This window comes from Paracoccus sp. SSK6 (genome assembly GCF_039770665.1).
GTDB lineage: Bacteria > Pseudomonadota > Alphaproteobacteria > Rhodobacterales > Rhodobacteraceae > Paracoccus.
In genome coordinates this window covers 20,992-42,608 of record NZ_JBDPNJ010000019.1, presented here as the reverse complement: position 1 = coordinate 42,608, position 21,617 = coordinate 20,992, and the positions used below count along the sequence as shown (strand labels likewise).

Below are 21,617 nucleotides of genomic sequence, written 5' to 3'. Positions count from 1 at the left end.
GGTTCAATCCATGCTGACGTTGGCGTCGCGGACCACCGGCTCCCATTTCGCCATCTCGGCCTTCACATGTTCGGCCAGTTCCGAAGGCGTGGAGGCGACGATGGTTGCCGAGAACTCGCCCATCCGTTCGGCGACCGCCGGGTCGGCCATGGTGGCCTGGGCAGCTTTGGCAAGCGCCTCGATGGCCTCGGGCGGGGTGCCTGCGGGGGCGAAAAGGGCGTTCCAGCTGTAGGTTTCGTATCCCGGCAGGGTTTCCGCGATGGTCGGGATGTCGGGGAAGCTGGGCGCGCGTTCCGCCGTGGTCACGCCAAGCGCGCGCAGCTTGCCGCTGCTGATATGCCCGGATGCGGATGGCAGGTTGTCGAAGATGATCGGCACCTGGTTGCCCAGCACGTCGGTCAGCGCGGGGCCGGATCCCTTGTAGGGGATATGGTCGATCTCGATCCCCGCCATGGACTTGAACAACTCGCCCGACAGGTGCAGCGGCGTGCCGTTGCCGGAGGACGCATAGGCCAGCGGTTCCTTTTTCGCGAGGTCGATCAGTTCCTGCACCGTGTTGACCGGCAGTTCCGGGTTCACCGCCAGCACGTTCGGCACCAGCACCAGCAGCGACACGGGCGCAAAATCCGCCACCGGATCATAGGGCTTCTGCTTCAGGATCAGGGGGTTCAGCGCATGGGTGGCGACCGTGCCCATCAGGATCGTGTAGCCGTCCGGGTCAGCCTCGGCCACCTGGCCCGCGCCCAGCGAACCGCCCGCGCCGCCGACGTTCTGGACGACGACCTGCTGGCCCAGTTCCTGGCCCATCCGTTCGGCGACGATGCGGCCCACGACATCGGTGGACCCCCCGGCGGCGAAGGGGATCACCAGGGTGATGGGGCGGTCGGGAAATTCGGCTGCGGCAGCCCCGGCAAGGCCGATGGCAAGGGTCGAGGCCAGCAGGATGCGGCGGGTTATGGACGGCATGGTTCCTCCTTGGGTTCAGGCATCGCTTTCGGTGAAGACCTCGTCGCGGCGCTTGCGGATCTGGGGCAGGAAGACCAGCACCAGGATCGCCAGCGACAGGACCAGCAGGCCCGCGCTGATGGGCCGTGTCACGAAGGTGGTGGGATCGCCGCGCGACAGGATCATGGCCCGGCGCAGGTTCTCCTCCAGCAGCGGACCCAGGACGAAGCCCAGCAGCAATGGCGCGGGCTCGCAGCGCAGCTTGGACATGACATAGCCCAGCAGCCCGAAGCCCGCGACGGCAAACAGGTCATAGGTGTTCGAGTTGACCGAATAGACCCCGATCGAGCACATCGCCATGATGATCGGGAACAGCACGTAATAGGGCACGGTCAGCAGCCTGACCCACAGCCCGATCAAGGGCAGGTTCAGCACCACCAGCATCAGGTTGCCGATCCACATGCTGGCGATGATGCCCCAGAACAGCGCGGGCTGTTCGGTCACGACGTTCGGCCCTGGCACGATGCCCTGGATGATCATCGCCCCGATCATCAGCGCCATCACCGGATTGGCCGGGATGCCCAGCGTCAGCAGCGGGATGAAGCTGGTCTGCGCGCCCGCGTTGTTGGCGCTTTCCGGTCCGGCGACACCGGCAAGCGCGCCCTTGCCGAACTCCTCGGGGTGTTTCGACAGCTTCTTTTCGACCGTGTAGCTGGCGAAGGCCGCCAGGATCGCGCCGCCGCCGGGCAGGATGCCCAGGACGGATCCGACGCCCGTGCCGCGCAGGACGGGGCCGATCATCTGGCGGAACTCGTCCGCCGTGGGGAACAGGCGGGTGATGTTGCGGGTCATCACCTCGCGGTCGTGTTCGTCCTCCAGGTTGCGCAGGATCTCGGCGATGCCGAAGACACCCACGGCCACGGCCACGAAGTTCAGCCCGTCCGCGAATTGCGTGATGCCCAGCGTGAAGCGCGGCGCGCCGGTATAGACATCGGTGCCGACCATGCCCAGCAGCAGGCCCAGCACCACCATGGCAAGCGCCTTCAGGACCGATCCATGGGCCAGCGCCACCGACATCACGAGGCCTATGACCATCAGGCTGAAATACTCGGCCGCGCCGAATTTCAGGGCGATGGTCGTCAGCGGCGGGGCGAAGATCGCCACCAGGAAGGTCGCGACCGTGCCCGCGAAGAACGACCCCAGGGCCGCGACAGCCAGCGCCGTGCCCGCCCGCCCCTTGCGCGCCATCTGGTAGCCGTCGATGGCGGTGACGGCGGACGAGCTTTCGCCCGGCATGTTGATCAGGATCGCCGTGGTCGAGCCGCCATATTGCGCGCCGTAGTAGATCCCGGCCAGCATGATCAGCGAGGACACGGGTTCCAACTGGAAGGTGATGGGCAGCAGCATGGCGATGGTGGCGGTCGCGCCGATGCCGGGCAGCACGCCGATCAGCGTGCCCAGCAGCACCCCGATCAGGCAGAAGGCCAGGTTCGCCAGCGAGGAAGCAACGCTGAAGCCAAGCGCGAGGTTGGAAAGCAGGTCCATGCGCGCCCCTTACAGTGGCAGCCAGGGGCCGAAGCGCCGGAAGGGCAGCCCCAGGCCATAGGAGAAGATCAGCGTGGACAGGATCGTCACCGCCACCGCAAGGATCAGCGCCGCCAGGGGCCGCATCCGCACCGAGGCCTGCGCGGCGATCAGCGTGGTGATGAACAGGGCGGGCACGAAGCCCAGGCCGCGCACGGTCAGGCCGAAGAAGATCGGCGCGGGCAGGATGAACAGGATGCCCCGCCAGGCGACGGTTCCGAAGGGCTCGTCATCCGCGCGCCCGAAGGCCTTGAACAGGATCACCGCGCCCAGCAGGAACAGGATGCCCGACAGGACCATCGGGAAATAGCCCGGCCCCATCCGGGTCGAGGTGCCCATCTCCAGCCCCAGGGCCTGCCAGCCGAAGAAGGCCGCTGCCGCCATCAGCAGCAGCCCGGCGACGATGTCGGTTTCGTCCTTGGGTTTCGTGGACATGATTCCCCCTTTGTGTCGTATGCCCGCCGCCATGGCAGGCGGCGGGCGCATGGATCAGTCGGCGTAGACGCCTGCGGCCTCGATCACCGGCTTCCAGCGGGCGATTTCCGACTCCAGCTTGGCCTTCAGCGCCTCGGGCGTGGCTTCCTCGGCACTGGAGGGCGCGGTGCCCAGGTCTGCCATGGCCTTGACGACCCCTTCGTCGGCAAGCGCCTTTTGCAGCGATTCCGACAGGCGCTGGTTCACGTCGGCGGGCGTGCCCTTGGGGGTATAGATGCCGTGCCAGATGCCGAACTGCATGGATTCAAGCCCGGATTCGGCGGCGGTCGGCAGGTCGGGGAACAGGTCCAGCCGCTCGGGCGTGGTCACGGCATAGGCCTTGATCGTGCCGCCCTTGATCTGCTGGGTGGTGTTGGTGGTCTGGTCGCACATGATGTCCACCTGGCCGCCCAGAAGGTCGGTCATCGCCGGGCCGGTGCCCTTGTACGGCACCGTGACCAGTGGCGCCTCCAACGCCTGCATCAGCAGCATCCCGCACAGATGGCTGGCGGCCCCGATCCCGGCATTGGCCAGCGTCAGCGAATCGGCGTTCGCCTTGACGTAGTCGATGAAGGCCGGGAAATCCGCAGGTTCGAAATCCTGCCGGGCGGTCACGACCATCGGCACCTCGGTGACAAGGCCCACATATTCGAAGGCGTTCAGCGTGTCATAGGCCAGGTTGCGATAGAGCGTCGCGGATGTCGCCATGCCGATATGGTGCAGCAGCACCGTGTATCCGTCGGGCTCGGCCTTGGCGACCTGGCCCGCGCCCAGCGTGCCGCCCGCGCCACCCACGTTCTCCACGACGATCTGCTGGCCCAGATCCTCGGACATGCGCTCGGCGACAAGGCGGGCTACGGTGTCGGTCGGGCCGCCGGCCGAGAAGGGCACAACCATGGTGATCTGGCGTTCGGGATAGTCCTGGGCCAAGGCAGGCGCGGTCAGGGTGGCGGCCGCGAAAAGCCCGGCCATCAACTTGGATAGGGTCATGTGTCCTCCCAGACTGGTTATGCGGCGCCTCCCTTGCGCCGTCATGCTGGGACCAAATTGCGTCAGTGAAAGGACATCAGACAAATCCTTTTTTGCCTAAGCGGTTATCTTTTTCATCATCCCTTCGACAATGCCGCGACAGGGTCCATCCGGGCGGCGTTGCGCGCGGGCAGGAAGCCGAAGGTGATGCCGATCAGGGTGGAACTGACCAGGGCCGCGATCATGGCAGCCGGCGACTGGATCATGGTGAAGCTGGTGCTGAAGTGGTCGAACAGCACACCAAAGCCAAGCGCCGCCCCGATCCCCAGGATGCCGCCGATCAGGCAGACCAGCACGGCCTCGATCAGGAACTGTTGCAGGATGTCGCCGCGCCGGGCGCCCACCGCGATGCGCAGCCCGATCTCGCCCACGCGTTCGGTGACGGAAACCAGCATGATGTTCATCACCCCGATACCCCCCACAACCAGCGAGATCACCGCGATGGCCGAGATCAGCAGTGTCAGCGTGCCGGTGGTGCTGGTGATGGTCTGGCGGATCTCGTCGGTGTTGACGATGAAGAAGTCCTGCGTGCCGTGGCGCTGCGTCAGGAACTCCGTCACCGCCGACTGCGCGGCACCCATGTCGGCGTCGTCCGCGATGCGCAGCGTCAGGCTGGACAGCGTGCCGGTGCCCAGGAACCGCGCCTGCACCGTGGTATAGGGCGCGTAAAGCCGCAGGTTCTGGCTGCCTCCCGGCCCGCGCGAGGCGACTTGGGCCACGCCCACGACGCGCAGCATGGCGTTTCCGGCATAGATCACCTGGCCCACGCCACTATCCGCGCGGCCCGCGAACAGGCTGTCGCGCATGTTGGTGTCGATCACCACGTCCTGCGCCATGGTCTGGATCGCCGCCCCGTCAAAACTGCGTCCCGCGATGATCGTGGATCCGGTGACGGTGAAGTAATCCGCGCCCACGCCGCTGATCTGGGCATTGGCCTCGGTCCCGCCGAAGCGGATCGTGGCAGAGGCCGACGTGCTGGGTGTCGCCGCCGCGACAAAGGGCAGGCGGGCCAGCGCCTCGGCGTCGGAGGCCACCAGCGTCTTGATCCGGCCCGACCGCATATCGCCGAAATCGCGGCCTGGAAAGACCTCCAGCGTGTTGGTCCCGAGCGACGAAATGTTGGCCAGCACCTGCTGGCGCGAGCCTTCGCCAAGCGCCACCACTGACACGACCGAGGCGATGCCGATGATGATGCCCAGCATGGTGAGAAAACTGCGCAGCTTGTGCGCGCGCATCGACACGACCGCCATGCGCAGCGCCTCGAAGAAGGCCGAGCCGGGCAGGGCGGATGCTTCCTTCCCCGCCTTGTCGCGCCGCACGGGGGTGGTGGCGGGCTGGTTCTGGCGGTCGGCGATGATGCGGCCGTCGCTGATCTCGATGATGCGGCGGGCGCGGGCGGCGACCTTGGGGTCGTGGGTGACGATGATGATCGTGCGCCCGTCCGCGTTCAGTTCGGACAGGATCGACAGCACCTCCTCGCCGCTGTGGCTGTCCAGAGCGCCGGTGGGTTCGTCGGCCAGGATCACGCTTGCGTCGTTGATCAGCGCGCGGGCGATCGACACGCGCTGCTGCTGGCCCCCGGACAGGGCCGAGGGGCGATGGTCCAGCCGCGTGCCAAGGCCCAGCCGGTCCAGAAGCCGCGCCGCCCGCGCGCGGCGCGCGGACACCGCCTCGCCGCGATAGACTGCCGGGATTTCCACATTGCCAAGCGCGGTCAGTTCCGGCAGCAGATGATACCGCTGGAAGATGAAGCCGAAGCGTTCGCGCCGCAGCGCCGCCAGATCGGCGTTGCCCAGCCCGCCGATGTCCTGGCCCGCAAAACGGTATGTGCCGGTGCTTGGCCGGTCCAGGCAGCCCAGGATGTTCATCAGCGTGGTCTTGCCCGACCCCGACGCGCCGATGATCGCCACGAATTCGCCCTGGTTGATGGTCAGGTCCACGTCGCGCAGGACGGTCAGGCTGCCTTCGCCCGACGGATAGCTGCGCCCGATGCCGGAAAGCTGGATGATCGGCTGGTCCATGGATCAGCCCCGCATCCCGCGCATCCCCGTCAGCGGGTTGCGGGCCGCGGGGCCCGACCCGCCGGCATTGCCGCTGCCGGTCACGATCTTCTCGCCCTCGGCCAGACCCTCGGTGATCTCGGCCATGACCTTGTCGTTCAGGCCCACGCTGACCCTGCGGTCCTCCAGCGTGCCGTCGCGGCCCTGCACCTGCAGGCGATAGCGCCCCTGGTCATCGGGCGTGCCAAGCGCCATGGACGGCACCGTCAGCACGTCCTGGGCGGATCCCATGACGATATGGACCTCGGCCGTCATGTAGGTGCGAAGGCGGCCATCGGGGTTCGGCACCGTGAAGCGGCCGTTGTAATAGATCGCTTCCGACGTGGCGCTGTTCGTCGAACTGCTGCCGCTGATGCTGCTGTCGTTGACGATGCTTTCGGGGGCGGGGGCCACGGCCTCCAGCACCGCGTCATAGCGGCGGTCAGGTGCGCCAAGGGTGGTGAACCAGACCTTCTGGCCGGGCTCGACCCGCCCGATATCGGCTTCCGAGATTTCGGCGAAGACCTCCATCTGCGTAAGATCCCCCAGAACCACGATGGTGGGCGCCGATTGCGTGGCGTTCACCGTCTGTCCCTGCTGGGCGGTGATCGCCAGCACGGTGCCGTCGCCGGGCGCGGTGATGCGGGTATAGGACAGGTTCGCCTGCGCGGTCTCGATGGCAACCTCGGCCTGGGCGATCTGGGCGTCAAGCGCCTCGATCTGGGCCTTGGCGACGGCCACGTCCGACACCGCCGTGTCGTATTCGGCCTGCAGGGACAGGTTGCTGCGCTGCAGCTTCGCCAGCCGGTCCAGCGTGCGTTCGGCCAGATCCAGCGTGGCTTCCCGTTCCACCCGCTGCGCGCGCGCGACGGCCAGATCCGATTGCGCGGATTTCAGCGCGTTCTGCTGGTTGACCGAGTCGATCTCGGCGATCAGGTCGCCCTTCTTCACCGCCTGACCCAGTTCCACCGCGATGTTGGTGATCCGGCCCGAGGCCTGCGCGCCCACCGCCACCAGGTTCTTCGGCTTGAGCGTGCCCTGCGCCAGCACCGTCACCTCGATATCGCCGCGGGTGACGGGGGTGGTGATCACCTGCGCGGCGCTGTCCGTTGGCTGGCCCACGCCCAACGCCGCAGCCCCGACCGCCAGCGCGCCGCAAAGCGCAAGCCCGATCAACCCGTGACGAAATCCGATCCGCATCCGACTGTCCCTGCCTTCCTGTTCTCAGCGCAGCGCGTGCCGCATGACCGACCGGATGATCCCGCCGCCGTCCGTCACCAGAAGATAGCGATCGCCTTCCCGGATCCAATGCTGGCCGCGCGCGGGCGCGGGCGGATCGGCGCGGCGGTGGTCGATACGCTGGCCCTTGCCGCGATAGGTGTCGCCCGGCCGCCAGTCCCGGCGGGGTTGGGCGCGGCGTTCTTCCTGCGGGGCCTGATGCGCGGCGGCGCGGCGGCTGTCGTGCCGGCCGCGATCCGTCTGGTGACGGTCGGCCTTCAGCCGCGCCGGGCAGTTCGGGCGGCGGTCCTGGCGCAGGGCGCCCAGACGATCTGCCGGACGTTCGCAGCGGGGCGCCTCCCTTGCCTCGGCAAAGGCGGGCACGGCGGTCAGGGTCGAGAGCAGAAGCCGTTTCATGAGAGCATAACCTTTCCCTGCGAATGCAATGGAAGCACGGTTAGGCCCTTACCTTGTCGCGCATTGGTCCGGGTAGTATCGAAAGGTTTCCGTGCGCGGCATTTTTGTAAACGAAGGTTTCCAGGCGCGTCATGGCAACATTCCGTTGCAAAATTGGCCGTCTGGGCCACGCCCCGGACGCTATATGTCGCAGGACCAGCAGCAGAACCATGATGACCGGCAGCCCGCATATCCTTGTCGTCGATGACGACGCCGAAATCCGCAGCCTGCTTGCGCGCTATCTGGGCGGGCAGGGGTTCCGCGTGACCACCGCGCAGGACCGGCGCGACTGCCTGGCCCGCGTGGCCGATGCGCGCCCCGACCTGATCGTTCTGGACGTGATGCTGCCCGACGGCACCGGGCTGGAGATCTGCCGCAGCCTTCAGGATCAGCGCCCGCGCGTCCCCGTGATCCTGCTGACCGCGCTGAAGGAGGACGTGGACCGCATCGTGGGGTTGGAGATCGGCGCCGACGACTACCTGGGCAAGCCCTTCAACCCGCGCGAACTGACCGCCCGGATCCGCGCCGTCCTGCGCCGCAGCGGCTCCGAGGACGTGGCCCCCGTGGACGCCGCCCGCAGCTATCGCTTCGCCGGCTTCCACGCGATCCCCGACCAGCGGCGCGTGGTGGCGGGCGGCACCGAGATCGACCTGACGGGGGCCGAATTCGACCTGCTGATGGCCTTCCTGGACCGGCCGGGCCGCGTGCTGTCGCGCGACCTGCTGCTGGACCTGACCCAGGGGCGCGACCGCGATCCGCTGGACCGCTCCATCGACGTGCTGATGAGCCGCCTTCGCCGCAAGCTGGTCACCGACGCCGTGCCCGCGATCTTCAAGACGGTGCGCAATGGCGGCTATCAACTGGCGGTGCCGGTGCAGGTGGAAGTGCCGCAGCCATGACCTCGCTTCGCAACCGCATCGCGGGCTTCATGATCCTGGCCATCGCCACGGTGATCGTGCTGGCAAGCCTGGTCGCCATGCAGATGATGCAGCGCCCCCTGCCGGAAACCGCGACCATTCCCGTGGCGCGGCAGATCGCCTGGAACGTCCGCTTTGCCGAAGCCGCCCCCGAGGCGGCGCGGGCGGCGGGCATCGTCTTTGCCGATGCGCCGGCGGCTGGCCTGCCCGAGGATCGGTCCACCCGGCGATGGACCCGCATCCTGGGGCGGCAGGAAATGACGCATCCGCTGACTGTCACCGCCGATCCTGCGGGAACGACGCTGCGCATCTCGGTCGATCTGGGAGGGCAGTGGCTGGTCCTGCCGCTGCCCGACCTGCGCCCTCCGCGCGGGGGGTGGCGGATCTTCTCGGCCTGGATGGCGCTGATCGTGATCGGGGCCACGGCGGTGTCGCTGATCGCGGCGACGCGGATCACCGGGCCGCTGCGGATCCTGGAAAGCGCCGTGGACCGCATCGGCCGCGACGGCGTGCTGGTGCCCATCCCGGAAACCGGGCTGCCGGAAACCCAGGCCACGGCGCGGGCGCTGAACCACCTGTCCGCGCGGCTGAAATCGGCAATGGAAAGCCGGATGCGGCTGGTGGCGGCGGCGGGCCACGACCTGCGCACGCCCATGACCCGGATGCGCCTGCGCGCCGAATTCGTCGAAGACGACGCCGAGCGCGGGAAATGGCTGGCCGACCTGGCCGAGCTGGACGCCATCGCCGACAGCGCGATCCGCCTGGTCCGGGACGAGGTGTCGCAGGGCGACGCCCAGGATCTGCGCCTGGACCGGCTGGTCGCCGATGTGGCGGGGGAACTGGCGGCGATGGGCCATGCGGTGACGGTCCGGCCGCTGGCCCCGGTGACGGTCACGGCGGATCCGCTGTCCTTGAAGCGCGCGGTGCGCAACCTGGTCATCAACGCCGCGACCCATGGCAAGGCGGCGCGGGTCGGCCTGACGCAGGAGGGCGCGCGGGCCGAACTGGTGATCGAGGACGAAGGCCCCGGTATTCCCGGACCCCTGATGGAACGCGCCTTCGAGCCCTTCTTCCGCGTGGACGAAGCCCGCCGCAAGGCCCTGCCCGGCGCGGGGCTGGGCATGGCGATCGCGCGGCAGATCATCGACCAGTTGGGAGGGGAGATCACGCTGGCGAACATGCAGCCGAAGGGGCTGCGGCAGAGGGTTGTGTTGCCGGTGCGGGACTAGACTGGCGAAGGCCACCGCCTTCGCGACGCGTTGCCGATGCCGCAAACGCCGACGGCCCCAAAGGCCGTAGGGTGGGGTGAAACCCCACCCTACAAGCTACTGCCGTGCGATAATGGGTACCGGGCGGGTGCCGTCAGAAACGGTCCCACACCGCGACCCCGAGAGGCCAGCGCCCGACCCGATGGGCGAGAAGCGCCCGCCGGGGACGGGGCGGGCGCTGGCCGGGCTTTTGAAGCCCGGCGGCGTGGGTGGATATGTTGCGACTTGGCGAAGGCGATGGCCTTCGCCAGTCAGGCGATCACTGCACCCCCCGGATCGCCGGATAAGCCGCCCGGAACGCCTGATAACCCGCATCGAACCGATCGCGCAGGGCGGCGTCCGGGGCGATCTCCTCGACCACCTCCGGCGCCGTCATGATGTCTGTCACGCTGCCCGCGCCTGCCGCGACCATGCCCAGACGCGCCGCGCCAAGGGCCGCGCCGAACTCTCCATCGGCGGGCAGGGTCAGCGTCACGTCCAGGGTGGTGGCGATGACCTTCAGCCAGTATCGCGACCGCGCGCCGCCGCCGATGGCCATCATCCGGTCCAGCCGCGCGCCGGTGGCCTTCAGCGCCTCGTGGCTGTCGCGCAACCCGAAGGCCACGCCTTCCAGCACGGCGCGGGTCAGGTCGTCGCGCGTCGTCCCCGAGCCAAGCCCCATGAAGGCCCCGCGAATGACCGCGTCGTTATGCGGCGTCCGTTCGCCCGACAGATAGGGCAGGAAGCGCACCGCGCCCGGTGCCAGCAGGTCATCGCCCAGGCCCGCCGTCAATTCCGCAGGCCGCGCGCCGGTGATCTGCGACAGCCAGTTGAGGCTGTCGGTCGCCGACAGCATCACCCCCATCTGGTACCAGGTGCCGGGCACCGCGTGGCAAAACGTGTGCAGCGCCGTTTCGGGTGCCGGATGATACCCGTCCCGCGCCGCCAGCAGCACGCCCGAGGTTCCCAGCGACACGAAGCCCTGGCCTTCCCCCATCGCGCCGATCCCGCAGGCCGCAGCCGCATTGTCGCCCGCGCCGCCCGCGACGACGACCGGATGCGACAGCCCCCAGGACCGCGCCAGGTCCGCGCGCAACTGCCCGGCGGGGGCTGATCCTTCGACCAACTTCGGCATCTGGTCGCGGCGCATATGGCCCGCTTCCAGCAGCGCGTCGGACCAGTCGCGCGCGCCCGTATCCAGCCATGACGTGCCCGCTGCATCTGACATGTCGGACACATGATCGCCCGTCAGGTACAGATTCAGGAAGGCCGCGGGCAGCAGCACGCGGGCGATGCGGGCGTGGTTTTCGGGTTCATGCTCGCGCACCCATTCCAGCTTGGGCGCGGTGAAGCCCGGGAAGACGATGTTACCCGACAACTCGCGCAGGCCGGGGGTAGCGTCCAGCCGAGCGGCCTGCGCGTGGCTGCGGGTGTCGTTCCACAGGATGCAGGGGCGGATCACCTGGTCGTGCGCGTCCAGCAGCGTTGCGCCGTGCATGTGGCCCGCGACGCCGATGCCGCGCAGGGCCGAAAACTCGGGGTGGCGGGCGCGCAACTCGGCCACCGCGCCCTCAAGCGCCGCGATCCAGTCGGCGGGATCCTGTTCCGACCAGCCGGAATGGGGATGGCTGACGGAATAATGCCGCTCGGTCGAGCCGATGGGCCTGCCGCCGCTGTCCACCAGCAGCGCCCGCAGGCCCGAGGTGCCAAGGTCGATTCCCAGAAAACTCATCAATGTCCCCTTTGGTCTTGTTGCCTTTTCTTGGCCGAAAGACCGGGATGCGTCAAACGCCCGTCACCTGCCGGACCAGCAGCGCGTCCAGCATCCCGTGCAGGTCGGGCAGCACGGTCGCCGCCCCGGCATCGCGCAGGCGCCGCGCGTGGTCGTCGCGCATCCCCTCCAGATGCGTGCCGCCGGTAAAGCCCACGGCGCGCATCCCGGCCGCCATCGCGCCCGCGATGCCGTGGGGGGAATCCTCCATCACCGCGCAGGCTTCGGGCGCGATGCCCAGCCGTTCGGCGGCCAGCAGGAACAGGTCGGGCGCGGGCTTGCCGCGCTTGACCTGGTCGGCACTGAAGATGCGGTCGCCGAAACGGTCCGCCAGACCGGCCACGTCCAGCGTGATGCCAAGCCGGCGCACGGAACTGCCCGTCGCGATCGCTACCGCGATGCCGCGCGCCGCCAGATCGTCCAGCAGGGCCGGGATGCCGGGGATCACGCGCAGCTCGGTGGGATAGCGCGCCAGCAGCCGTTCCTCGAAGTCGCGGGCGAAGTCAGGCAGGTCGGGACGGTCCAGCGCCTCGGCGATCTGGCGGACGATGGCCTGGATCGACATGCCCAGGAATTTCTTGCGCAATTCGTCGGGGGTGGCGTGCAGCCCCTCGGCCGCCATCAGCTCGGCCAGGGTTTCCAGCGACATCGGCTCGCTGTCCACAAGGCAGCCGTCCATGTCGAAGATCACGGCGCGGATTTCGGTCATCTGCGGTTCCCCTGATGGCGTTAACACCGTCACCCCTACACGCATCGGCCATGGATGACAAACCGTGGCGCCTGCGATAGGCAGGAACCATGACCCAGCCCCATCACATTCCGCTGCGAGAGCTTTACGTGTCCGACGCCGCCGCCAGTGCCCTGGCCGCCGAGGCGGAAAAGCTGCCCGGCTGGACGCTGGATGCAGTTCAGGCGGGCGAACTGACGCTGCTGATGACCGGCGGTTTCGCGCCCCTGCGCGGCTACATGTCTGAATCGGACTGGCGCGCGGTCCAGGACGGCGCGGTCCAGCCCTGGCCGGTGCCGCTGGCGCTGAACGTGGGCGCGGACTTCCCCGACAACGTGCAGCCCGGCGACGACATCGCGCTGCGCGACAAGGAAGGCGAGGTGCTGGCGGTGATGTCAGTGACGGACAGGTGGCTGGCCGATGGCGAGGTCCGGCTTGGCGGCAAGGTCAAGGGCCTGCGCCGCCCGGCGGGCGAGACGCCGAACAGCCTGCGCGCCCTGTCCCGCGACCGTGGCTGCGAGCGTGTTCTGGCCGTGCAGCCGGGCCACGCCGATCAGATAGCCGCCGCCGCCCGCCTTGCGCGACAGATGGAGGCGGCGCTGCTGGTCCAGCCGCTGCCGGGTGTCGCCGTCGAAGCGCCCCCGGAGGCGATCATTGCCCCCTTGCCCGTGGTTCCGCCCCACGGCCCGCGTGCCCTGTTGTGGCAGGGCCTGGTCGCAAGGAACCATGGGGCAACGCATGTCGTTCTGGGGGGCGATGCGGCGGCACAGGATCTGTACCGCCGGCATCAGGACGAAATCGGGGCGCGGATGGTGGTCCCGGACGGAATCCTCTAACCGGGTCCGGTATCCTCACGTTCTGCAGGAGGGCAGGCCCATGACCCCGATCGGCACCGGCGATCCCGGCTTCAATCCCTGGCTGGCAACCGTGCTGCTGCTTCTGGGCAACTTCATGAACCTGATCGATGTCAGCATCGTGAACGTGGCGCTGCCCTCGATCCAGGAAAACCTGCACGCCACCGCCGCGCAGATCGAGTGGGTGTCCGCCGCCTATGTGCTGGCTTTTGCTGCGGGGCTGCTGCCCTTCGGCCGCTTCGGGGACAAATTCGGGCGCAAGCGGCTGTTCCTGTGGGGCATCGGGTTGTTCACGCTGGCATCCGCGCTGTGCGGATTTGCGCTGGACATGCCCATGCTGATCTGGTCGCGCGCCCTGCAAGGCGTTGGCGGCGCGATGATGGTGCCGCAGGTCATGGCGATCATGCATGTGATGTTTCCGCCCGAACAGAAGGCGCGGGCCTTTGCCTTGGCGGGGGTCGTCGCCAGCCTTGGCGCGGTGACGGGGCCGCTGCTGGGCGGCGTGCTGATCACCGGGAACATCGCGGGTCTGGACTGGAGGCCGATCTTCCTGGTCAACCTGCCCATCGGCATCTTCGTGATCGCCGCCGGGCTGCGCTGGATCCCCAAGCTGTCCTCGGACCGGCGGATGCGGATCGACTGGATCGGCATCGCGCTGTTCTCGGTCGCCGTGCTGCTGATCGTCCTGCCGGTGATCGAGGGCGCGCTGCTGGGTTGGCCCTGGTGGTGCGTCGCCATGCTGGTCGCCGCCCTGCCGGCGGCGGCGCTGTTCGTCTGGCGGCAGGCGTCGCTGTCGCGGCAAGGCAAGGCGCAACTGCTGCCGGTCGCGCTGATGCGCAACGGCAGCTTCCTGTCCGGCGTGGCGATGGTGATGCTGCATTTCTCGGCCATACCGGGGATGTTCCTGGTGCTGGCGATCTATCTGCAGACGGGGTTCGGCCTCGACCCGCTGCAATCGGGCCTCGCCACCGCGCCCTTCCCGCTGGGCATCATGCTGGGCAGCTATGTCACCGGGCGCTTTGGCACCCGCTGGCTGTCCCCGCGCATGGCCGTCGGTGTGACGATCATGCTGGCGGGGATGGTCTTCCTGCGCCATGTCGCGGGCCATCCCCCGCAGGCCCTTGCCACCACGACGCTGGCCGCGCCGCTGGCGATCTGCGGCTTCGGGATGGGGCTGACCATATCGCCGCTGTTCCAGTCGGTGCTGAAGGCGGTGCCCGCCCATGACGCGGGCGCGGGATCGGGGGCGATGCAGGCCTTCCAGCAGGTCGGCGCGGCGACAGGCATCGCGGTGGTGTCCAGCCTGTTCTTCGTGCATCTGCGCGGGCAGGGCGGGGGCGACCATGCCGCCGCCATGTCCCACGCGTTGATCTATCAGATCTGCGCCTTTTCGGCGATCCTGACGATCCTTGCGGTCCGGGGACTGGTGCGCGGCAGGGCGGAACAGCCGCCCCGCCGCCAGGCGGTCAGTGGACGCTGAAGGGCGTCAGTTCGTTCTGCCGGGCCAGCATGAAGGCCAGCGAGCGTTCCTTCACAAGCGCCAGCCTTTCACCGTCCGCGTCATGGACGGCATACATGCTGTCGATGCCTTCCAGTTGCTGGCGGATTTCCTGGGGCAGGGTGCTGGTTTCCACCTGGCGGATGTAAACGATTTTCTCGGCGTCGATGCCGCCGAAGTCGAATTTGGTATCCATGATGATCCCCTTACTTGCGGCTGATCGGAATGGTCTGGACGACCTGCTGGGGCTGGATGCGCTTCAGATCGACATGCAGCAGGCCGTTCTCGATTGCTGCGCCCTTGACCTCGACCCCGTCCGCCAGCACGAAGCTGCGCTGGAAGGCGCGGGCCGCGATGCCCCGGTGCAAAAAGACGCGGTCGCCCTCGGGTTCGGCCAGACGGCCGCGGATGACAAGCTGCCGGTCCTCGGTCGTGACGGAGAGGTCGGCCTCGGAAAAGCCGGCCACGGCCAGCGTGATCCGAAATCCGTCGGGCGCGATATGTTCGATGTTATAGGGGGGATAGCCCTCGGCGCCCTTGGCGGCCCGTTCGGCCAGGCGTTCAAGCTGGTCGAAGCCCAGCAGGTAGGGATGCGCCCCCAGCGAAATCTTGGTCATCTCAGCCCTCGAACCCTTAAGCGACTGCGTGGCGGGCCCCGATCGGCAACCCGTTCGCTGATTATATGTGGCGCGGTCCCGCCCGGCGCAAGATGCGGCGCGGCCACAGCCCGGCCCGTTAACCACGCCTGCCTGTTAACAGCACGCGCAAGACGCGTTATGATGCTGGAAAACAAGGGTCAAACGTCCAGCCGGGCAAAGCCAGATGAACATGCACCACGAGATGTCCCATGACGAAATCGCCCGCGCGCGGCTTGAGGCCCTGCGGTGCGAGCATCGCGACCTGGACGAGGCGATCGCCGCCTTGTCGGCGCAGCAACTGACATCCTCGCTGGCGCTGCAACGGCTGAAAAAGCAGAAGCTCTTGCTCAAGGACAAGATCGCCCGGCTTGAGGACGAGATCACCCCCGACATCATCGCCTGATTGCGGGTCCGCGCCCTGCACGCTATTGCGGGCGCAGGTAATCGGGGCCGGGATCGGGACGAATGACGGACAAGCCTGTCGGGATCATCATGGGAAGCCAGTCGGACTGGCCCACGATGAAGGAAGCCGCAACCATCCTGGACGAACTGGGCATCGCCTACGAGGCCCGCATCGTCAGCGCCCATCGCACCCCCGACCGGCTGTGGGACTATGGCAAGGCGGCGGTGGAGCGCGGGTTGAAGGTCATCATCGCAGGGGCAGGGGGCGCGGCCCATCTGCCGGGTATGATGGCATCCAAGACCCGCGTGCCGGTGATCGGCGTGCCGGTCCAGACCAAGGCGCTGTCGGGGGTCGATTCGCTTTATTCCATCCTGCAGATGCCCAAGGGCTATCCGGTCGCCACCATGGCCATCGGCGCGGCGGGCGCCGCCAATGCCGGGCTGATGGCGGCGGGCATCCTGGCCCTGTCCGATCCAGCCCTGGCGCAGAGGCTGGACGCCTGGCGCCAGGCCCTTTCCGATTCCATCCCCGAGGAGCCGCGCGATGAGTGACGTTCGAACCATCGGCATCCTGGGCGGCGGCCAGTTGGGCCGGATGCTGTCCGTCGCCGCCAGCCGCCTTGGCCTGCGCTGCCACATCTATGAACCGGGTGCCGCGCCTGCGGGCGACGTGGCATGGCAGGTGACGACCGCCCCCTATGAGGATCAGGCCGCCCTGCGCGCCTTTGCCGAAAGCGTGGATGTCATCACCTACGAATTCGAGAACGTCCCGACCTCGGCCCTGGACCTGCTGGAAAGCATCCGCCCGATCCGCCCGAACCGCCGTGCCCTGGCGGTCTCGCAGGACCGCCTGTCTGAGAAGACCTTCCTGAACGAGATCGGCCTGGCGACCGCGCCCTTTGCCGATGTGCCCACCGAAGCTGACCTGGACGCGGCCATCGATCGCATCGGGCGCCCCTCGATCCTGAAGACCCGCCGCCTGGGCTATGACGGCAAGGGGCAGGTGCGCATTGGCGACGGCCCGGCCGAATGGACCGGCGCGCCCTCGGTCCTGGAAGGCTTCGTCGATTTCAGCGCCGAGATCAGCGTCATCATCGCCCGTGGCGCCGATGGGCAGGTCGCGGCCTTCGACCCCGGCCTGAACGTCCATCGCGAAGGCATCCTGCGCACGACCACCGTGCCCTGCGGCCTGCCCGGCAAGGTCACGACCGACGCGGTGCTGATCGCCGCGCGCATCGCCAATGCGCTGGATTACATCGGCGTCATGGGGGTCGAGCTGTTCGTGACCCCGCAGGGCCTGATCGTGAACGAGATCGCGCCGCGCGTTCACAATTCCGGCCATTGGACCCAAGCGGGCTGCGCGGTGGACCAGTTCGAGCAGCATATCCGCGCGGTGGCAGGTCTGCCGCTGGGCGACGGCAAGCGCTATGCGGATGTGGTGATGGAAAACCTGATCGGCGACGATCTGGGCAGGGTGCCTGACCTGCTGAAGACGCCGAACACCCAAGTCCACCTGTACGGCAAGGGCGCGCCGCGTCCCGGCCGCAAGATGGGGCATGTCAACCGGATCACCGGATGAGACCGCCCCGGCTGGCCGTCCGCGCGGCGATCCTGCGGGACGACCGGCTGCTGATGGTCAACGCCTATCCGGGGCAACAGTCCGACCTCTGGTGCCTGCCCGGCGGCGGAGTGGAACCCGGCCAGTCGCTGCCTGAAAACCTGATCCGCGAAGTGGCCGAGGAAACCGGCCTTGCCATCACCGTCAGCGCCCCGATCCTGGTCAACGAGTTCCACGATCCCGAACGCGGCTTCCACCAGGTCGAGATCATCTTCCGCGCCTCGCTGAACGGCGATGCCGGGATCATCCTTGAAGACCCCGAAAAGGTGGTCAACCGCTTCACTTGGGCCACGCGCGCCGACCTTCGCATCCTGCGGCACAAGCCGGGGATGCTGGCCCGCGCGGTCTGGAACCAGCACGCCGCCTGGTACGACCCGCTGGAACGGATCGTCCGTTAGGCATCTTCTGTGCAAAAATATCGTCGGGGCTTCCGAGCGCCCGGAAAAAGGTCCAGTGGACCTTTTTCAGCGAGGAAGGGGCCGGCAGGCCCGAGCGGGGGTGCAAAACCCCCAGCTACTCCGCCGCCTCGTTGACCGCCGTCTCGGACCCGGCCTTCATGCGGAACCCACGCTCAAGCTGATCGAAGGGCGCCACCGGATAATCGCCCGAGAAGCAGGCGTCGCAATATTGCGGGCAGGCCTTGTTGCGGCCCTCGGCCTCGCCCACGGCACGGTAAAGGCCATCCAGCGACACGAAGGCCAGCGAATCGACGCCGATCCAGTCGCGCATCTCCTCGGGCGTCATGTTCGCGGCCAGCAGTTTGTCGCGGTCGGGCGTGTCCACGCCATAGAAGCAGGGCCAGGCGGTCGGGGGGGATGCGATGCGGAAGTGAACCTCGGCCGCGCCGGCGTCAAGGATCATGTCCTTGATCTTGCGCGACGTGGTGCCGCGCACCACGCTGTCGTCCACCAACACCACCCGCTTGCCCGCGATCAGCGAGCGGTTCACGTTCAGCTTCAGCCGCACGCCCATGTTGCGGATCTGCTCGGTCGGCTCGATGAAGGTGCGGCCCATGTACTGGTTGCGGATGATCCCCAACCCATAGGGAATGCCCGATTCCTGCGCAAAGCCTATGGCCGCCGGCGTGCCGCTGTCGGGCACCCCGCAGACCAGGTCGGCCTCGACCGGGGCCTCGCGCGCCAGTTCCACGCCGATCTGGCGGCGGGTTTCATAGACCGAGCGCCCGCCGATGATCGAATCGGGACGCGAGAAATAGACATGCTCGAAGATGCAGAACCGGCCCTTGGAGGGCCCGAAGGGACGCGAGGATTCGATCTCGCCCTTCGAGATCACGACCATCTCGCCCGGTTCGATCTCTCGGATGAACTCGGCCCCGATGATGTCCAGCGCGCAGGTTTCCGATGCCAGCACGAAGGCGTCGTCGCCCAGCCTGCCCATGACCAGCGGGCGCACGCCCAGCGGGTCGCGGACGCCGATCAGCTTGGTCCGGGTCATGGCGATGACCGAAAACGCGCCTTCGATCCGGCGCAGCGCGTCCTTCATCCGCTCCGGGATGTTGCGCTGAATGGATCGCGCCATCAGGTGGATGATGCATTCGCTGTCCGATGAGGACTGGAAGATCGACCCGCGCTCGATCAGTTCGCGGCGCAGGGCGGCGGCGTTGGTGATGTTGCCGTTATGGGCGATGGCGCAGCCGCCCATGTGGAATTCGCCGAAGAAGGGCTGCACGTCGCGGATGGCGGTCGCGGCCTTGGTGCCTGCGGTGGAATAGCGCACATGCCCGATGGCCAGCGACCCCGGCAGGGTCGCCATGACATCGGCCTTGGTGAAGTTGTCGCGGACATAGCCGAAACGGTGGGCGCTGTTGAAACCGCTTTCCGGGTGATAGGCGACGATGCCGCCCGCTTCCTGCCCGCGATGCTGCAACGCGTGCAGCCCCAGGGCCACGAAGCTGGAGGCCTCGGCCACGCCGATGGCGCCGAAAATGCCGCATTCTTCATGCAGGCGGTCCGAATCGAACGGATGTGCCAGAAATGGTTGCATCGCGGCGGTCCTGAATGGCTTTGGGCTGTCCCGCCCCATGTAGTGCGGGTGCGTCCGAAAGTCACGCCCCCGCGCGGCGGCGGGGGCGGTTTTTCGTCACGGAAGCGTCATCGGGGTCAGTCCTGCGGCTGGCCCATCAGTTCGCGGCAGGCGGCGTTTCCTGCGCCGAAGGCGTTGCCGTGGCCGTGCAGCCCGCCACCATCTGCTCATAGCGGCTGACGATCCAGCCCGGCGCGTCGTCGGGAACCTGACTGTCCAGCTGGCCGCGCATCCGTTCGAAGACCTGCGCGGACCGGCTGTTTTCGACCACCGCGACCTGCTGGCTGGTCATCACGCGGTCATAGACGATGAAGGCGATGGCGACCAGCAGGATGCCGCGCGCGACGCCGAACAGGAAGCCCATGCCCTGGTCCACCCCGCCAAGCGCGGACCGCTGCACGACGGACGAAAACAGCGGCGTGATGATGGAAAAAACCACAAGCGCCAGCGCGAAGACCACGGCGAACCCGGCGATGGTGGCCAATTCGCAACTGTCCCCCAGGAAACGGTCCAGCACGGGAAGCTGCGCGATCAGCGGGCGCATGGCGGCGGCGAAGATGAAGGCCAGGATGGCCGCGCCGATCCAGCCCAGGATCGCCAGCGATTCGCGCACGAAGCCGCGCGACCAGGCCAGGATGGCCGAAAGGATGATGACCGCAGCCACCACCGCGTCGATGATCGTGAAACCGTCCATGGATCTGCCCCTCGCGCCGGTTATGTTTTCAAGTCAAGCACTTCAGCCGGCGCCGAAGACCTCGCCCACAAATCCTGTCAGGTCGGCAATGCGGTTGACCCCCATGCCTCCTGCGCCCTCGACCTTCTGGCTGTCGGGCAAAATCGCCTGTGAAAAACCAAGTTTCTGCGCTTCTTTCAACCTGTTTTCCGCCTGCGCCACGGGACGCAGCGCGCCGGACAGGCTGATTTCGCCGAACAGCACCGCTTCGGGGGGCAGGGCGCTGTCTTCGCGCGCCGACAGAAGCGCGCCCGCGATGGCCAGATCCGCCGCCGGTTCGTTGACCCGCATCCCGCCCGCGACGTTCAGGAACACGTCGAGACCCGCAAAGGGAATGCCGCAGCGCGCCTCAAGGACGGCAAGGATCGTGCTGACCCGCCCGCTGTCGAGGCCCACGACTGTGCGGCGGGGACTGGCAAGGGTGGACGGCGCGACAAGCGCCTGCACTTCGGTCAGGACGGGGCGCGTGCCCTCGATCCCGGCAAAGACGGCGCTGCCGGGCACCGGCTGGCCGCGTTCGGACAAAAACAGGGCGGATGGGTTGGCGACCTCGGCCAGGCCGCTGCCGGTCATCTCGAAGACGCCGATCTCGTCGGCGGGGCCGAAGCGGTTCTTGACGGACCGCAGGATGCGGAACTGGTGGCCGCGTTCGCCTTCGAAATAGATCACGGTATCGACCATGTGTTCGACAACGCGGGGACCGGCGATCTGGCCTTCCTTGGTCACATGGCCCACTAGGAAGATCGCCACGCCCTTGCGCTTGGCGAAGGTCACAAGCTCATGCGCGGCGGCGCGGACCTGGGCCACGCTGCCGGGTGCTGCCTCGACCTGGTCGGACCAGAGCGTCTGGATGGAATCGATGATCGCCAGATTCGGGCGTTCATTGTCCAGCGTGGTCAGGATGTCGCGCAGGTTAGTTTCCGCCCCCAGCCGGACCGGCGCATCCGCCAGACCCAGACGCTGCGCGCGCATCCGCACCTGGGCGCTGGCTTCCTCGCCGCTGATATAGACGGCGTTCGCACCGCGCCGGGCAAAGGCTGCAGCCCCCTGCAGCAGCAGCGTGGACTTGCCGATGCCCGGATCGCCGCCGACGAGGATCGCGCTGCCGGGCACCAAGCCGCCGCCCAGGACGCGGTCCAGTTCCTCCATCCCCGACAGGCTGCGCGGGGGCGGGGCCTCGGTCGTGGCAAGGCTGGACAGCGGCACGGCGCGGCCCTTGTGGGCCCCAAGGCCGCGGCCCGGACCCTGGGACAGGGGCGCTTCCTCGACAATGGTGTTCCAGGCCCCGCAGGCGTCGCAGCGCCCGGCCCATTTCTTGTGGGAGGCACCGCAGGCGGTGCAGGTGAAAGCATTGGTGGATTTTGCCATGCCGGTGATGTGGCATCTGCGGACAGCCGCCGCAAGTTCCGTATTCGTTCAAAGTC

At 67.8% G+C, this 21,617-nt stretch carries 22 protein-coding genes; 8 read left to right on the top strand and 14 right to left on the bottom strand.

Features of this window, described 5'->3' with window-relative positions:
- Positions 1–3 precede the first annotated feature (3 nt).
- The 7 genes from AAIL68_RS12645 to AAIL68_RS12615 form a co-directional block, all read right to left on the bottom strand.
- A complete protein-coding gene (locus AAIL68_RS12645; RefSeq protein WP_347140140.1) occupies positions 4–966 on the bottom strand; it encodes a tripartite tricarboxylate transporter substrate binding protein in 963 nt (320 codons plus the stop codon).
- Positions 967–981: 15 nt separating this feature from the next.
- Entirely contained in the window at positions 982–2,490 is a 1,509-nt protein-coding gene (locus tag AAIL68_RS12640; RefSeq protein ID WP_347140139.1) for a tripartite tricarboxylate transporter permease, read from the bottom strand.
- A 9-nt stretch (positions 2,491–2,499) separates the two neighbouring features.
- A complete protein-coding gene (locus AAIL68_RS12635; RefSeq protein ID WP_347140138.1) occupies positions 2,500–2,964 on the bottom strand; it encodes a tripartite tricarboxylate transporter TctB family protein in 465 nt (154 codons plus the stop codon).
- 54 nt (positions 2,965–3,018) lie between these two features.
- Positions 3,019–3,993 (bottom strand): tripartite tricarboxylate transporter substrate-binding protein, encoded by a 975-nt coding sequence (locus tag AAIL68_RS12630; RefSeq protein WP_347140137.1) that lies wholly within the window; start codon positions 3,991–3,993, stop codon positions 3,019–3,021.
- Positions 3,994–4,109: 116 nt separating this feature from the next.
- Positions 4,110–6,053 carry a MacB family efflux pump subunit gene (locus AAIL68_RS12625; RefSeq protein ID WP_347140136.1) on the bottom strand — a complete coding sequence of 648 codons (1,944 nt, stop codon included), beginning with the start codon at positions 6,051–6,053 and terminating at the stop codon, positions 4,110–4,112.
- A 3-nt stretch (positions 6,054–6,056) separates the two neighbouring features.
- Positions 6,057–7,271 carry an efflux RND transporter periplasmic adaptor subunit gene (locus AAIL68_RS12620; protein ID WP_347140135.1) on the bottom strand — a complete coding sequence of 405 codons (1,215 nt, stop codon included), beginning with the start codon at positions 7,269–7,271 and terminating at the stop codon, positions 6,057–6,059.
- Between the two features lie 24 nt (positions 7,272–7,295).
- Complete coding sequence (locus AAIL68_RS12615) at positions 7,296–7,706, bottom strand: RcnB family protein (RefSeq protein ID WP_347140134.1); 411 nt, start codon at positions 7,704–7,706, stop codon at positions 7,296–7,298.
- 212 nt (positions 7,707–7,918) lie between these two features.
- Here AAIL68_RS12615 and AAIL68_RS12610 point away from each other — a divergent pair, with 212 nt between their 5' ends.
- Complete coding sequence (locus AAIL68_RS12610) at positions 7,919–8,644, top strand: response regulator transcription factor (protein WP_347140154.1); 726 nt, start codon at positions 7,919–7,921, stop codon at positions 8,642–8,644.
- On the top strand, positions 8,641–9,891 hold the full coding sequence (locus AAIL68_RS12605; protein ID WP_347140133.1) for an ATP-binding protein: 1,251 nt from the start codon (positions 8,641–8,643) through the stop codon (positions 9,889–9,891). The genes AAIL68_RS12610 and AAIL68_RS12605 overlap by 4 nt, the downstream gene beginning before the upstream one ends.
- Positions 9,892–10,189: 298 nt before the next feature.
- Here AAIL68_RS12605 and xylB read toward each other — a convergent pair whose 3' ends face one another.
- The gene (xylB, locus tag AAIL68_RS12600) at positions 10,190–11,641 is read right to left on the bottom strand and encodes a xylulokinase (RefSeq protein ID WP_347140132.1); all 1,452 of its coding nucleotides are present in this window, start codon (positions 11,639–11,641) and stop codon (positions 10,190–10,192) included.
- A gap of 52 nt (positions 11,642–11,693) precedes the next feature.
- Positions 11,694–12,389 carry an HAD family phosphatase gene (locus tag AAIL68_RS12595; protein ID WP_347140131.1) on the bottom strand — a complete coding sequence of 232 codons (696 nt, stop codon included), beginning with the start codon at positions 12,387–12,389 and terminating at the stop codon, positions 11,694–11,696.
- Between the two features lie 89 nt (positions 12,390–12,478).
- Here AAIL68_RS12595 and AAIL68_RS12590 point away from each other — a divergent pair, with 89 nt between their 5' ends.
- Together AAIL68_RS12590 and AAIL68_RS12585 are read left to right on the top strand one after the other, a co-directional pair.
- Positions 12,479–13,243 carry a transcription antiterminator BlgG gene (locus AAIL68_RS12590; RefSeq protein ID WP_347140130.1) on the top strand — a complete coding sequence of 255 codons (765 nt, stop codon included), beginning with the start codon at positions 12,479–12,481 and terminating at the stop codon, positions 13,241–13,243.
- Between the two features lie 40 nt (positions 13,244–13,283).
- Positions 13,284–14,741: an MFS transporter gene (locus tag AAIL68_RS12585; RefSeq protein WP_347140129.1), complete on the top strand. Its 1,458-nt coding sequence runs from the start codon at positions 13,284–13,286 to the stop codon at positions 14,739–14,741.
- Here AAIL68_RS12585 and AAIL68_RS12580 read toward each other — a convergent pair.
- Both AAIL68_RS12580 and AAIL68_RS12575 read right to left on the bottom strand, forming a co-directional pair.
- On the bottom strand, positions 14,728–14,955 hold the full coding sequence (locus AAIL68_RS12580; RefSeq protein ID WP_347140128.1) for a DUF1150 family protein: 228 nt from the start codon (positions 14,953–14,955) through the stop codon (positions 14,728–14,730). The genes AAIL68_RS12585 and AAIL68_RS12580 overlap by 14 nt on opposite strands.
- A 10-nt stretch (positions 14,956–14,965) precedes the next feature.
- A complete protein-coding gene (locus AAIL68_RS12575; protein ID WP_347140127.1) occupies positions 14,966–15,376 on the bottom strand; it encodes an Hsp20 family protein in 411 nt (136 codons plus the stop codon).
- Between the two features lie 205 nt (positions 15,377–15,581).
- On the opposite strand from AAIL68_RS12575, the gene AAIL68_RS12570 reads away from it, so the two are divergent.
- The 4 genes from AAIL68_RS12570 to AAIL68_RS12555 all read left to right on the top strand — a co-directional run bounded on the left by AAIL68_RS12570 (position 15,582) and on the right by AAIL68_RS12555 (position 17,815).
- Positions 15,582–15,800, top strand: coding sequence for a DUF465 domain-containing protein (locus AAIL68_RS12570; RefSeq protein ID WP_347140126.1), 219 nt, complete (start codon positions 15,582–15,584; stop codon positions 15,798–15,800).
- A 62-nt stretch (positions 15,801–15,862) separates the two neighbouring features.
- Positions 15,863–16,351, top strand: a complete 489-nt coding sequence (gene purE, locus AAIL68_RS12565) for a 5-(carboxyamino)imidazole ribonucleotide mutase (RefSeq protein WP_347140125.1) — start codon at positions 15,863–15,865, stop codon at positions 16,349–16,351.
- Positions 16,344–17,378, top strand: a complete 1,035-nt coding sequence (locus AAIL68_RS12560; protein ID WP_347140124.1) for a 5-(carboxyamino)imidazole ribonucleotide synthase — start codon at positions 16,344–16,346, stop codon at positions 17,376–17,378. The genes purE and AAIL68_RS12560 overlap by 8 nt, the downstream gene beginning before the upstream one ends.
- A complete protein-coding gene (locus AAIL68_RS12555) occupies positions 17,375–17,815 on the top strand; it encodes an NUDIX hydrolase (protein WP_347140123.1) in 441 nt (146 codons plus the stop codon). The genes AAIL68_RS12560 and AAIL68_RS12555 overlap by 4 nt, the downstream gene beginning before the upstream one ends.
- A gap of 115 nt (positions 17,816–17,930) precedes the next feature.
- Here AAIL68_RS12555 and purF read toward each other — a convergent pair whose 3' ends face one another.
- The 3 genes from purF to radA all read right to left on the bottom strand — a co-directional run bounded on the left by purF (position 17,931) and on the right by radA (position 21,561).
- Positions 17,931–19,421 (bottom strand): amidophosphoribosyltransferase, encoded by a 1,491-nt coding sequence (gene purF, locus AAIL68_RS12550; RefSeq protein ID WP_347140122.1) that lies wholly within the window; start codon positions 19,419–19,421, stop codon positions 17,931–17,933.
- A gap of 136 nt (positions 19,422–19,557) precedes the next feature.
- Positions 19,558–20,154 carry a CvpA family protein gene (locus AAIL68_RS12545; RefSeq protein WP_234853526.1) on the bottom strand — a complete coding sequence of 199 codons (597 nt, stop codon included), beginning with the start codon at positions 20,152–20,154 and terminating at the stop codon, positions 19,558–19,560.
- Positions 20,155–20,196: 42 nt separating this feature from the next.
- On the bottom strand, positions 20,197–21,561 hold the full coding sequence (gene radA / locus AAIL68_RS12540; RefSeq protein WP_347140121.1) for a DNA repair protein RadA: 1,365 nt from the start codon (positions 21,559–21,561) through the stop codon (positions 20,197–20,199).
- Positions 21,562–21,617 lie beyond the last annotated feature (56 nt).

What these genes read in the sequence shown, in the direction of transcription:
- AAIL68_RS12645 (WP_347140140.1), bottom strand. Translation starts at nt 966, where the DNA reads ATGCCGTCCATAACCCGCCGCATCCTGCTGGCCTCGACCCTTGCCATC.
- AAIL68_RS12640 (WP_347140139.1), bottom strand. Translation starts at nt 2,490, where the DNA reads ATGGACCTGCTTTCCAACCTCGCGCTTGGCTTCAGCGTTGCTTCCTCG.
- AAIL68_RS12635 (WP_347140138.1), bottom strand. Translation starts at nt 2,964, where the DNA reads ATGTCCACGAAACCCAAGGACGAAACCGACATCGTCGCCGGGCTGCTG.
- AAIL68_RS12630 (WP_347140137.1), bottom strand. Translation starts at nt 3,993, where the DNA reads ATGACCCTATCCAAGTTGATGGCCGGGCTTTTCGCGGCCGCCACCCTG.
- AAIL68_RS12625 (WP_347140136.1), bottom strand. Translation starts at nt 6,053, where the DNA reads ATGGACCAGCCGATCATCCAGCTTTCCGGCATCGGGCGCAGCTATCCG.
- AAIL68_RS12620 (WP_347140135.1), bottom strand. Translation starts at nt 7,271, where the DNA reads ATGCGGATCGGATTTCGTCACGGGTTGATCGGGCTTGCGCTTTGCGGC.
- AAIL68_RS12615 (WP_347140134.1), bottom strand. Translation starts at nt 7,706, where the DNA reads ATGAAACGGCTTCTGCTCTCGACCCTGACCGCCGTGCCCGCCTTTGCC.
- AAIL68_RS12610 (WP_347140154.1), top strand. Translation starts at nt 7,919, where the DNA reads ATGACCGGCAGCCCGCATATCCTTGTCGTCGATGACGACGCCGAAATC.
- AAIL68_RS12605 (WP_347140133.1), top strand. Translation starts at nt 8,641, where the DNA reads ATGACCTCGCTTCGCAACCGCATCGCGGGCTTCATGATCCTGGCCATC.
- xylB (WP_347140132.1), bottom strand. Translation starts at nt 11,641, where the DNA reads ATGAGTTTTCTGGGAATCGACCTTGGCACCTCGGGCCTGCGGGCGCTG.
- AAIL68_RS12595 (WP_347140131.1), bottom strand. Translation starts at nt 12,389, where the DNA reads ATGACCGAAATCCGCGCCGTGATCTTCGACATGGACGGCTGCCTTGTG.
- AAIL68_RS12590 (WP_347140130.1), top strand. Translation starts at nt 12,479, where the DNA reads ATGACCCAGCCCCATCACATTCCGCTGCGAGAGCTTTACGTGTCCGAC.
- AAIL68_RS12585 (WP_347140129.1), top strand. Translation starts at nt 13,284, where the DNA reads ATGACCCCGATCGGCACCGGCGATCCCGGCTTCAATCCCTGGCTGGCA.
- AAIL68_RS12580 (WP_347140128.1), bottom strand. Translation starts at nt 14,955, where the DNA reads ATGGATACCAAATTCGACTTCGGCGGCATCGACGCCGAGAAAATCGTT.
- AAIL68_RS12575 (WP_347140127.1), bottom strand. Translation starts at nt 15,376, where the DNA reads ATGACCAAGATTTCGCTGGGGGCGCATCCCTACCTGCTGGGCTTCGAC.
- AAIL68_RS12570 (WP_347140126.1), top strand. Translation starts at nt 15,582, where the DNA reads ATGAACATGCACCACGAGATGTCCCATGACGAAATCGCCCGCGCGCGG.
- purE (WP_347140125.1), top strand. Translation starts at nt 15,863, where the DNA reads ATGACGGACAAGCCTGTCGGGATCATCATGGGAAGCCAGTCGGACTGG.
- AAIL68_RS12560 (WP_347140124.1), top strand. Translation starts at nt 16,344, where the DNA reads ATGAGTGACGTTCGAACCATCGGCATCCTGGGCGGCGGCCAGTTGGGC.
- AAIL68_RS12555 (WP_347140123.1), top strand. Translation starts at nt 17,375, where the DNA reads ATGAGACCGCCCCGGCTGGCCGTCCGCGCGGCGATCCTGCGGGACGAC.
- purF (WP_347140122.1), bottom strand. Translation starts at nt 19,421, where the DNA reads ATGCAACCATTTCTGGCACATCCGTTCGATTCGGACCGCCTGCATGAA.
- AAIL68_RS12545 (WP_234853526.1), bottom strand. Translation starts at nt 20,154, where the DNA reads ATGGACGGTTTCACGATCATCGACGCGGTGGTGGCTGCGGTCATCATC.
- radA (WP_347140121.1), bottom strand. Translation starts at nt 21,561, where the DNA reads ATGGCAAAATCCACCAATGCTTTCACCTGCACCGCCTGCGGTGCCTCC.